At 61.7% G+C, this 11,646-nt stretch carries 8 protein-coding genes; 4 read left to right on the forward strand and 4 right to left on the reverse strand.

Annotated features, from left to right (window positions below; translation table 11 throughout):
- From VFZ66_20945 to VFZ66_20960, 4 genes are all read right to left on the reverse strand, one after another.
- A partial coding sequence (locus VFZ66_20945; GenBank protein HEX6291665.1) for a CarD family transcriptional regulator occupies positions 1–2,004 on the reverse strand: 2,004 nt, incomplete at its 3' end.
- A 178-nt stretch (positions 2,005–2,182) separates the two neighbouring features.
- Positions 2,183–3,250 carry a glucose-1-phosphate thymidylyltransferase gene (locus VFZ66_20950; GenBank protein HEX6291666.1) on the reverse strand — a complete coding sequence of 356 codons (1,068 nt, stop codon included), beginning with the start codon at positions 3,248–3,250 and terminating at the stop codon, positions 2,183–2,185.
- A gap of 147 nt (positions 3,251–3,397) precedes the next feature.
- Complete coding sequence (locus VFZ66_20955; GenBank protein HEX6291667.1) at positions 3,398–4,789, reverse strand: SH3 domain-containing protein; 1,392 nt, start codon at positions 4,787–4,789, stop codon at positions 3,398–3,400.
- A gap of 465 nt (positions 4,790–5,254) precedes the next feature.
- Positions 5,255–6,112, reverse strand: coding sequence for a patatin-like phospholipase family protein (locus tag VFZ66_20960; GenBank protein ID HEX6291668.1), 858 nt, complete (start codon positions 6,110–6,112; stop codon positions 5,255–5,257).
- A 343-nt stretch (positions 6,113–6,455) separates the two neighbouring features.
- Here VFZ66_20960 and rplI point away from each other — a divergent pair, with 343 nt between their 5' ends.
- The 4 genes from rplI to VFZ66_20980 all read left to right on the forward strand — a co-directional run.
- Complete coding sequence (rplI, locus tag VFZ66_20965) at positions 6,456–6,971, forward strand: 50S ribosomal protein L9 (GenBank protein ID HEX6291669.1); 516 nt, start codon at positions 6,456–6,458, stop codon at positions 6,969–6,971.
- 136 nt (positions 6,972–7,107) lie between these two features.
- Positions 7,108–9,732: a replicative DNA helicase gene (locus tag VFZ66_20970; protein ID HEX6291670.1), complete on the forward strand. Its 2,625-nt coding sequence runs from the start codon at positions 7,108–7,110 to the stop codon at positions 9,730–9,732.
- A gap of 65 nt (positions 9,733–9,797) precedes the next feature.
- Entirely contained in the window at positions 9,798–10,535 is a 738-nt protein-coding gene (locus VFZ66_20975) for a DnaD domain protein (GenBank protein ID HEX6291671.1), read from the forward strand.
- Between the two features lie 42 nt (positions 10,536–10,577).
- The coding region (locus VFZ66_20980) for an ATP-binding protein (protein HEX6291672.1) at positions 10,578–11,646 on the forward strand (1,069 nt) is incomplete at its 3' end.

The raw sequence follows: 11,646 nt of genomic DNA on the forward strand, positions 1-11,646 counted from the left end.
GGTCTTGCCGTAGCCCACGTCGCCGCAGATCAGCCGATCCATCGGGCTATCCGTCTCAAGATCGTGCTTGACATCGCCGATCGCCTGGAGCTGATCGTCAGTCTCGACAAACGGAAAGGCGTCTTCCAGCTCGTACTGCCACTGCGTATCGGGGCCGTAGCCTGGCCGCTCGGCAAGCTGGCGGGCGGCGTAGAGATCCAGCAGCTCGCGCGCCAACTCCTCGACCGACGCTTTGACGCGGCGCTTGACGCGCTCCCAGTCGGCAGTGCCCAGCCGCGACAGCGCGGGCGTCGACTCCGCCGAGCCGATGTACTTCGAGACGCGATCGATCTGGTCGACGGGCACGTACACGGCGTCGCCCGCGGCGTAGCGCAGATGCAGGTACTCGCGCTCGACGGCCTCGACATTGATCCGCCTGAGGCCCTCGTAGATCGCGATGCCGTGCTCGACATGCACCACGTGATCGCCGGGCTTGAGCGTCTGCAAAAACGCCTGCCGGTCGATCTCGCGCTGCTGGCGTTTGCGCCTGGTGACGATCGGACGCCGGGGCTGGAAGCCGAAGATCTCGTTGTCGGTGTAGAGCGTGAGCCGCAGGTCGCGGCTATCCCAGCCCTCACCGATCGTGCCGTGGATCACGCTGAGCCCGGCCCGATTGCCACCGGTCGGCTCGGCGGCCTCGGCGGCGATCAGCCCGCGCTCCGCCCCGATCTCGTGCATGCGTCCGGCCTGCGGCGAGACGATCACCACCTGCCCGCCCGCTTCAATCCGCCGGGTGATGTCGTCAAAGGCGCGCGAGATCTGCCCGCCGAAGCGCTCGGCTGGCGTGAACAGCGTATCATCGACGGCGAAGGTCGCGCCGCCATCATAGTGCAGCGCATCGTCGGCGGGCTGGCTGGTCAGATCGAGCAGCGGATGCCCCGCGCTCTGCTGGCGGATCTCGTCCCACAGCAGATAGGGCCGGGGAAAGTCCAGCGGGATCTCGCGTGCCTCAAACAGCGAGTTGCAGGCCTCAGCCGCCTGATGGTGCAGCTCGGCGGCAACCTGCGCCACCTCGCGCATCTCCGAGCAGAGGATCGGCACACCAGCGGGCAGATGCAGCGCCAGCGACGGCAGCGGCGCGTCGAAGAAGAGCGGCGCGTAGAAGGCGCGGCCCTCGAAGCGCTCGACACGCTCCAGCCGCTCGACGTTGGCATGCCACTCGCTGCGCACCTCAGGCCGCAGCTCGTCGATCGGCAGCGCGGCGAGTCGCGCCAGCGCGACCTCCTTCTGCCAGAACGGAATCTCATGCGGCGGCAGCACATCAACTGCCCGCGACCGCCCGCGCTCCGAGCGCTGGGTCAGCGGATCGAAGCGACGGATGCTGCTGATCTCGTCGCCGAAGAACTCGATGCGCAGCGGCGAACTCTCGGTGTGGGGATAGATGTCGATGATGCCGCCCCGGCTGCTCAGCTCGCCCGGCGCTTCCACGGCGGCGACGCTGGTATAGCCCAGCGCGGTCCAGTGCTCCAGCAGCTCGCGCGGCTCGACCCGCCGATCGACGACCAGCGTGCGAATCGCGGACTCCAGCGTCTCAGGCGTGAGCGTCGGCTGCATCAGCGCCTTGACCGGCGCGACGATCACGGGCGCGGTAGCTTCGGGATCGGTGGCGCTCGACCGCCACGCGCGGAGCACCTGCAAGACCCGCAGCCGCTCGGCGATCACCTCGTCGCCCACCGACATATGCTCGTAGGGCAGCGCGTCGGCGGCGGGAAAGAGCAAGACCTGCTCGTCGTCGAGCCACTGGCACAGATCCTCACGCAGCCGCGCGGCCTGCTCCAATCGTGCCGCGACAATCAGCAGCGGTACCCGCAGCCGACGCGCCAGCAGCGCGATCATCGGAGGACGCGCAGCGCCAATCAGCGGAGCGACGCGCAGATCTGGGGCTGGCTGCTCGCGAATGGTCGTAGCAAGTTCGGCGAGCGGCGCGTGCGCGGCCAAGCGCTGAAGAATGTCGGTCAACTCCATCAGCCCACACCAATCACAAATGGAGACCGATCACGCTGACCGGTCCCTGCGGCGAGTGCAAGCTATTGTAGCAAAAACGGTGCCGGACCCCAAATTCGGTCCTTAGATCCGCAGCACAACACATCCCCCGCCAGCGCAGCCGCCAGCGAGGGGATCAACCTGCTTCAGAGGGAAATATTTACAAAATGCCCACGTCGGAGTTATCGCCGAGCATCAGCTTGTAGGCTTTGGGCTTGATCGGCGAGCGGTGGATCTTGACATTGCGCCCGATCAGGCTATCCTCGATGCGGTGCGGAATGCTCTTGATCGACGAGTTTTCCAGCACGATCGAGTGCTCGATCTCGCTATCCTCGACGTTCGAGTGATGGTAGATCGCCGTGAACGGGCCGATATAGGCGTTCACAATCCGCGTATGCTCGCCGATGATCGCCGGGCCACGGATCACACTGTTGATCACCTCAGCGCCTTTTTCGACCGTCACCTTGCCGGTGATCTGCGAATCTCGATCGACAAAGCCCTCGATCTTATGCTCGATCTCCTCCAGCACCAGCCGGTTGGCGTCGAGCATGTCCATCTTCTTGCCGGTATCGATCCACCAGCCGCGATGGATGTACGGGAAGACGCGGTAGTTGTGATCGACCAGATATTGGATCGCGTCGGTGATCTCTAGCTCGCCGCGCCACGAGGGCTTGATATGCTCGATCGCCTCCCAGATGTGGCTATCGAACATATAGATGCCGACCAGCGCCAGATCCGATTTTGGCTCCTTGGGCTTTTCGACCAGTTGGATGATCCGGCCCTCTTCGTCAAGCTCGGCCACGCCGAACTGCGAGGGATCGTTGACGTGCGTCAGCACGATCTGGCAGTTCCAATCGCTGCGGCCAAACTGCTCGATCAGCGACGAGATCCCGCCTTCAATGCAGTTGTCGCCCAAAAACATTACGAAGCGATCGTCGCCCAGGAACTCGCGGCTTTCTTTGACCGCGTGCGCCAGACCGGCGGGAGCGCTCTGGTGGATGTATGTGATATTCACGCCCCAGCGCCCGCCACGGCCCACCGCCTCTTTGACCTCTGCCGCCGTATCGCCGACGACGATGCCGATCTCGGTAATTCCGGCGTTGCGGATCGCCTCGATCACCCGAAAGAGCACCGGTTTATTGGCGACGGGGATCAGTTGTTTTGCTTTTGTATAGGTGAGCGGGTACAAGCGCGTGCCTTTACCGCCGCTCAGGACCAAACCTTTCATGCTGCCTCCTCAGGCGTGTGTTGCGCGGCCATTGTACAACTCCGCTGCCGAAACGACAAACCCTCATCGCGGACGACATAGCGCATGGCAAAGCGCCGAAGGGCATATGCCCCCCGGCGCTGAAAGATCCGTCAAGGTTGGAATTGGCTAGCGGTACGGACGGATCGCGCCTGCGAAGTGGCTCCGCCAGTAGCGGCTGTGGATGCTGACGTACTGCACGCCCATGCGCGGCGTGCTAGCCGAAACCATCATGCCGTTGCCGGTGTAGAGCGCCACATGCGTAATGCCAGGACCGGCGGTATTCGCGAAGAAGACCAGATCGCCCGGTGCCAGATCGCCGAAGCCGACGCGCTGGCCGTAGCGCGTGCTGAACTGCATGCTCGCTTTGTGGGGCAGATTCACGCCAAGCTGGCGGTACACGTAGCTCGTCAGGCCGGAGCAATCGAAGCCGCGCGGGCTGGCGCCGCCATAGACATAGCGCGCGCCGACGTAGCGCATCGCGATGCCGGCGGCGTCGCCGGAGGCAGCCACGCTCGGCGCTGCGGGAGCAGCCGGAGTCTGCGGCTGAACCTGTGGCTTCGGCAGCGCGGGCACATCCTTGGTGATCGGCACATTCTCGATGCTGCCCGCGGTGATCTCGACCAGATCCTTGGCGATCCAGCCGACCGTGCCGCGCGGCGAGCGGACCTTGAGCCAGTTGCCGTTGCGCGCCAGCACCTCGATCTGCGTGCCCTCGGCCATCTTGCCGAAGCTACCGAAGCGCGTGTTCGGGCCTTTGCGCAGGTTCACCCGGTTTTCGCCAACCCGCGCCAGGATCGCGCCGTTCGAGGATGCTTTGGCGGGCGCGACGCTCGCCTGACCGAGTTTGAAGAAATCGTCGGTGATCCAGCCGACCGTGCCCTTGGGCGTTGCGACGCGATACCAGCCGTCCTGCTGGCCGAGCACTTCGAGCTTGATCCCGGCAGGCAACTGGGTGACGACTTTATATCCAGTGCTGGGGCCGCTGCGCAGATTAACATTTGAGTCGGTGGTTGTGCCGACGCGGGCCTTGGCCGGAACAGCGCTAGCTTTGACCGTCATCAGCGAGTTTGCGGCGGCGCTGCTGACGTTCACCAGCTCGCCGTGTAGCCAGCCAGTCGTGCCGTTCTTGGTTTCGATCTTGTACCACTCGCCGTTACGACCCAGCAGGCGCACGGTCTGGCCTTCCGTCAGCTTGCCGATCCGATTATACTTAATGCCGGGGCCGCTGCGTAGATTGGCGACATCCACCGCGACAGGCGCGTAGCGGGTGTTGACGGGCGCTGCCAGAGCCGACGCGGTATCGGTAAAAACAAACTCGTCGGCGGTTGCCTCTGCGGCAACGGCAGCGTCGCCCTGGAACGCGCCTAAGCTGCTCTGGACCGCATATGCTGCGGCAACTGGCGTAATGGTCGATGAGGATTGCTGAGCCGCAGGAATCACGGTGCCTGCGAGTAACGCAGCCGGAATGGAAAGCGCAATAAAGCCGTGACGCAGGTAGCGATGCGGGATCGAGCGCAATGCTGTGCTACCGCCAGTCAGAAATTGCTTTAGAAGTGAGGAGGTCTCGCAATGAGAGGCTTCTTGTTGAACGCGCTGTTGTAGATCGCTCAAGTCGTGCGTTTGCGACGTGCGTCCGGGCAAGTCAGCAGGACTCGACATAGTTGCTTCTCTCCTTATTCGTTCAGCAACTTGGCTAAACGAAACGCTTATGCCTTTCAACGGCAAGGTTACTGGCTATCGGGCACAAGGCCGAGGTCACGTTGGGCCGAAGTGTATCACAACGCAAAAAATAATGCAACTCTCAGATTCGTCTCAGTTTCGTGTTATAAAACACCGTTACTTTTTTGAAAATCCTCCGTTCGTCCTGGTATCGCCTAGCCCCCATCGCATTCTGTCTAGTTGTTATTGTTAAGTTATTTATGTTTTCGTGAGTATAGATTTCGACTCCAACGTCGCCGCGCGCTCATACAAGCCCGATGCGCTTCACGTCGACTCGGTCGCTAGCCGCCAATCACGTATGGCCTCCAGTGCCGCGCGCTGCTTGAACGCGGCCCGCTCGCCGCACATCCGGCCTTCTACCGTGCGGGTAAAGTCCAGCGGAAACAAGCGCGAAACAACCGGGCGCAGCAGCACGGTGGGCGGAGTTTGCGCCAGCCGCCGCTCGGTGATCTGCGCCATCATCAGCGCCAGCGCCCGCTCAGCCAGCGCCATCTGGCTCCGTGGCACCCAGCGGCGCGGCGACCACATCGCGATCGGCGGCTCTCCCGTCTGTCCATACACGAACTCTCCTGATACCAGCCCCAGGTCGACGGCGATCACCCGGTCAGCGCCGAGCATCTGCGCAACATCGACCGGCACATTGTTGAGCACGCCCCCGTCAACCAGCACCCGCGTGTCGCGAAGGACCGGCGGAAACAGGCCGGGAATGGCCGTCGAGGCCAGCACCGCATCGACGAGCGGGCCATCGCGCAAGATGACCTCCGTGCCGCGCCCAATATCCACCGCAACCAGCGCCAGCGGAAGCGTCGCGTCGGCGAAGGTGCGCCCGCCAAACGCCTCGCGCAGCAGCGCCTCGATCTTGCGCGTGCCGATAAAGCCGCCGTTGGTCGGATCACGATCCAGAATCCGGCGCATCGTCGCCCGCTGAAACCATTGCTCGATCTGGTAGGGCCGGTAGCCCACGGCATACAGCGCTCCCACCAGGCCGCCGATGCTCGTCCCGGCGATCACATCGATCGGAACATGCAGCGCTTCCAGCGCCGTCAATACACCGATATGCGCGGAGCCTTTACCTCCGCCGCCGCCGAGCGCCAGGCCAATCGATCGTGGTCGAGCATTCATAACGTTGTTCTCCCATGCCGCACGAGTGCAGAATCACGGCCATGTGCGGGAAACATTGGTTCAAACTTTCGAGTTTCGAGTTGCAGGCCCTCGCCCGGGCCGGGTGCCATGCCCAAAGGGCACCCGCGTGGCAACCGGTTCTTTGCTCTTTGCTTGTTTCCTTGTTCCGTTGTTCCCTTGATTCAGGGCCGCGGTCGTCGTTGACGATCAGTTGTTGAATATGCTATTATACGGTTCGGCTTCCGGCGGGGAAGCCGTTCGTTTGATTGACGAGTTTCCATCGCCGCACTCTCTAAAGATCGCAAAGATAGCGTACCGGCCACAGCGCCGATGTGGGGATTTCATGAAAGTTGTTTTGATACAAGATGTGCCGAATCTCGGTAAAGCTGGCGAGATCAAAGACGTTGCCGACGGCTATGGACGCAATTATTTGCTGCCCAAAGGCTACGCCGCGCTGGCAACCAAAGGCTTGATCAAACAGGCTCAGGAGCGTGCCGAGGCCCAGAAGAAGCGCGACCAGAAGATGCGCTCCGAGTCTGAGCAGTTGGCTCAGCGCATCAACGGCCAGACCTTGCGCTTCAAGGTGCGCGTCGGCGAGCTTGATCGGCTCTATGGCTCGATCACCAACGTCGATATCGCCGAGAAAGTTCAGCAGCAGCTTGGTATCGACATCGACCGCCGCAAGATCGATCTGGGCGATCCGATCAAGCGCGCAGGCGTCTACTCGGTGCCCGTGCGTCTTACCGGCAGCATCGAAGCGCGGCTCAATGTCGTGGTCGAAGGCGAAGGCGGCGAGGGCGGCGAGGCCGCGCAGCCAGCCGCAGAGACGGCTACCGTCGACGAAACCAGCGCCGAATAACTTGTCATCGCGGTGTAAGGCCGCAGACTTGCAGACCAGCAATGTGTCGTGCTTTCATTAAGCACGGCACATTGTGCGTTTATAACCTATTGTGGACGAGCTGTGGATAGCCTGTGAGCGTGCCGGAGTATAATTTGTGGAAAAGAGTCTTCCCTACAATGAAACAGCCGAACGTGCCACACTCGGCGCTATTTTGCTGGACCGCGAGGCGGTTGTGCCGATCGCAGCATGGTTGCAGCCCGAACATTTCTACATCGAGAAGCACGCCTGGGTCTATGAAGCGCAACTGAACTGCTACAATCGCCGCACCCCGCCCGACCTGACGACGGTTGCCGACGAGCTGCGCCGCACCGAGCGCCTGGAGCAGATCGGCGGCGTGCCCTTCCTGATCGATCTGTCGAACGCGGTGCCGACGGCCTTTCACGTCGAGTACTACGCCAAGATCGTCGAGCGTACCGCTGTGCTGCGCCGCCTGATCCGCGCTGGCGGCAAAATCGCGGCGCTCGGCTACGACGAAACCGATGATGTCGAGCAGACGCTGGACGCCGCCGAGCAAGAGCTGTTCAACGTGTCGCAGCGGCGCGGCCTGCAAGGCTTTGTCCCGCTCGCGCAGGTCGTCGATCAGTACTACGAGTATCTCAGCGAGGTCCAGGAGCGCGGCCCGGAGATGGTCGGCCTCCCGACCGGCTTCATCGACTTCGATCGCATGACCGGGGGGCTGCATAAGTCGGACCTGCTGATTCTGGCGGCGCGGCCCGGCGTCGGCAAGTCGAGTCTGGCGATGTCGATCGCGTTCAACATGGCGATGCAGCACCGCACGCCCGTCGGCGTCTTCGCGCTTGAGATGGGCCGCGATCAACTGTTGCAGCGCCTGCTGGCGACGCATACCGGCATCGATTCGCAGAAATTACGCACGGGCCGCATCAGCACCAACGAGCTGACCGTGCTGATGGACGCGATGGGCCAGCTCTCCGCGGCGCCGATCTACATCGACGATACGCCCGGCGTCACCGTCACCGAGGTGCGCTCCAAGGCGCGGCGCTTGCAGGCCGAGCATGGCCTCGAAGTGCTGATCATCGATTACCTGCAACTCATGAGCGGCAGCAGCAAGCGCAACGATAACCGCGTGCAGGAGGTTTCCGAAATCTCACGATCGCTCAAGGCGCTGGCTCGTGAGCTAAATATCCCCGTCATGGCGCTCTCGCAGCTTTCGCGCGCAGTTGAAGGCCGTACGAGTCACGTTCCGGTCCTTGCCGACTTGAGAGAGTCGGGCTGCTTGACGGGCGACACGTTGATCTACATGCCTGAAACGGGAGCCTATCGTCGCATCGATCAACTGGTCGGTCAGACCAATTTCAAGGTACTGGCGCTCAACACCGAAACCTGGAAGCTCGAACCACATCCCGTAACCAACGCTTTCGCAACTGGACGAAAGCCAGTCTATCGCCTGACCACAGGGCTGGGCCGCACGATCCGCGCAACGGCTAATCACAAATTCCTGACAATCCAGGGCTGGAAACGTCTTGACGAGCTAGATGTTGGGACACGCCTTGCGCTGCCACGTCAACTGCCCGGCACAACCCAGGCAACGATGAGTGATGCGGAATTAGCTCTACTCGGACATTTGATTGGCGACGGCTGTACATTGCCGCGTCATATCATTCAATACACCACCAATGACATAACGCTGGCTGAAACGGTCGTGGATCTAGCGACCCAGGTATTTGGCGAAGCTGTCACACCACGAATCAGCCAGGAACGCGATTGGTTCCAAGTATATCTGGTAGCTGCTGCGCGGCTGACGCACAACGTTTGCAATCCCGTTGCGGCGTGGATGGATAGTCTGAACGTTTTCGGCTTGCGCTCACACGAAAAGTGTGTGCCTGAGCAGGTCTTTGCTCAACCAGATGCCGGTATTGCCTGCTTCCTTCGCCACCTCTGGGCAACTGATGGATGCATTTGGATGGCGAGTCGATCCCATTCTCAACCGACGATCTACTATGCTACAAGTAGCCTGCGATTAGCTCAAGATGTCCAATCCTTACTGCTACGGTTGTCGATCAATGCCACGCTTCATCGTGTTGCGCAAAAGGGCAAAGGTCGCGATCAATTTCACGTGAACGTCGACGGCAGGCATGAGATCGTACGCTTCCTACAGCGTATTGGAGCTGTCGGTCAAAGTAAGATTGCTCATCGAGCAGCAATTCTCGACTACTTGGAGCAGCGCCCGGCAAATACCAACCGCGATGTCATTCCACGTGAAGTCTGGCGGCAGATCGTTATTCCAGCGATGCAAACCGTAGCCATGACAGGGCGGCAGATGCAGGCTGGCTTGGGTAATGCGTACTGCGGCACATCTCTGTACAAGCAGAATCTTAGCCGTGCTCGTGTGGCGCGATTAGCGCACGTGGTCCAATCAGAAAGCCTTACCAATCTGGCACAGAGCGATGTCTATTGGGATCACATCATCGCGATCGAGCCGGATGGAGAGGAAGAGGTTTATGACCTCACCGTTGACGGCTTGCACAACTTCGTTGCCAACAACATCGTCGTTCATAACAGCATTGAGCAAGACGCCGATATTGTCATGTTTATCTACCGTGAAGAAATGTATGATAAAGATACCGACAAGAAAGGCATTGCCGAGGTTCATATTGCCAAGCACCGTAACGGGCCGCTTGGCGTCGTGCCGCTCTTCTTCGATCAGCGCACGACCCGCTTCCAGAACCTCGCGCCGTTCCAATCACCAGATGGCTACTAGCGGCGTCGATATTGCTTGAGCGAATGATTGACACCTGGCCGACGTATAGACGATGCAGATAGAGCGTGGTAGTATGGGAACATGCGACGCGCAGCGCACTGTGGGAGACTGGCGTGATGACCTTCACCGGCTTTTCGACTGATGATCCGATCAAGCTGCCGCGTGAGCTTTTTACCGACGTACTGCCGATGATCACGCACTCGGCGGAGCTGAAGGTCACGCTGCATTTCTTCTACCTGCTGCGCGGCAGCCGCCGCCGTCCGCGCATGGTCGAGTGGGCCGATTTCCGCGACGATGCCGATCTGGGCCGATCCCTGCGTGCTATTGCGCCGCTGCGCCCGACTGAGGATGTACTGATCGAAGGGCTGGAAGCCGCGGTACGCCGTGGCACGCTGCTGCACGCTGCGGTGCCGGAAGGCCCGCGCGTCGGCAACTGGTATCTCGCCAACACCGAGCGCAACCGCGTCTGGATGGCGCGGATGATCGACGGCGACATCGCGTGGCTGCCGGTGCCGCAGCCACCAGCCGAGCGGCCTACGGTCTTCGCGCTGTACGAGCAAAACATCGGCGTGCTGACGCCCATGCTGGCCGCTGAGCTGAAGGAGGCCCAGGCGATCTATCCTGCGGCCTGGCTGGAGGACGCGATCCGCGAGGCGGTGCGCTCTAACCGACGCTCCTGGCGCTATATCGCGGCGGTGCTCGATCGTTGGGCGCGTGACGGGCGCGGACCTCTGCTGCCCACGCACGCCGACGATCCGGGGCGATATATCAGCGGCGAGCTTTCAAACATTATCAAGTATTAGCCGGGCCGACTGGAGGCCCCGTCACGACGACATCACGTGCCTATGGAACCGTTATCTGATATTCTTGCGCGGATGCGCGTCAACCCCGACGATTCACACCCGGAGCCAGCCACGGCGGTTTGTCCGAAGTGCAACGGCATGGGCTTTTTACGCTACGACGTGCCCTACGGCGATCCCAACTTCGGCAAGCTGATGCCCTGCGGCTGCAAAGCGCAGGAGATTGCCGCCAGCCGCGCCAGCAAATTTCGTGAGCTTTCGCATCTGGGGCCGTTGCAGCACAAGCGCTTCGAGAACTTCGATCTGCACCGTGGCAGCAGCGCCTACAGCCGCGACGCCCTCCAGGTCGCGCTGCGGGTCGCGCAGGAGTACGCGGCAGAACCCGCAGGCTGGCTGGTGCTGACCGGGCCAAGCGGTACCGGCAAGTCGCATCTCGCAGCGGCGATCACCAGCGCGATCCTCGATCGCAATGAAGGCGCGCTGTGGGTCTTCGTGCCCGACTTCCTCGATCATCTGCGCACCACCTTCAGCCCCCAGAGCGACATCTCATACGACGACCTCTTCAGCACAGTCCGCGACGCGCCGGTGCTGGTGCTGGACGATCTCGGAGCGCAATCGTCGAGTCCCTGGGCCGAGGAGAAGCTCTACCAGATTCTGGCGCATCGCTACGACGCGCGCCGCCCGACCGTCATCACCACCAACAAGCTGCTCGATAGCTTCGAGGGCCGCATCCGCGCGCGCATTCAGGACGCCGATGTCAGCCGGATCGTCGCGGTCGTCGGCTACACCTCCGAGGTCGTCAACCGGCTGATGGGCCTGAGCTATGATCTGATCCGGCGCATGACCTTCGAGAACTTCAACCCGCAGCCGTACGGCCTGGAAGAGGCGCAGCGCCATCGCTATAACCTGACGCAGGTCTATGGCATCGTCCAGAGCTTCGTGCGCGATCCCCAGCAGCACAAGTGGCTGGTGTTGATGGGCGTGCATGGCTGCGGCAAGACGCATCTCACCGCAGCCATGGCAAACGATCGGCTATCGCGGGGCCTGCCGACGCTGTTCATCAACACGCCCGACCTGCTCGACGCGCTGCGGGCATCCTTCGGCGGCGAGGGAT

The sequence above is a fragment of the Herpetosiphonaceae bacterium genome, assembly GCA_036374795.1.
Classification (GTDB): Bacteria; Chloroflexota; Chloroflexia; order Chloroflexales; family Kallotenuaceae; genus LB3-1.

Coding starts and splice junctions, on each gene's coding strand:
- VFZ66_20950 (HEX6291666.1), bottom strand. CDS start 3,250: ATGAAAGGTTTGGTCCTGAGCGGCGGTAAAGGCACGCGCTTGTACCCG.
- VFZ66_20960 (HEX6291668.1), bottom strand. CDS start 6,112: ATGAATGCTCGACCACGATCGATTGGCCTGGCGCTCGGCGGCGGCGGA.
- rplI (HEX6291669.1), top strand. CDS start 6,456: ATGAAAGTTGTTTTGATACAAGATGTGCCGAATCTCGGTAAAGCTGGC.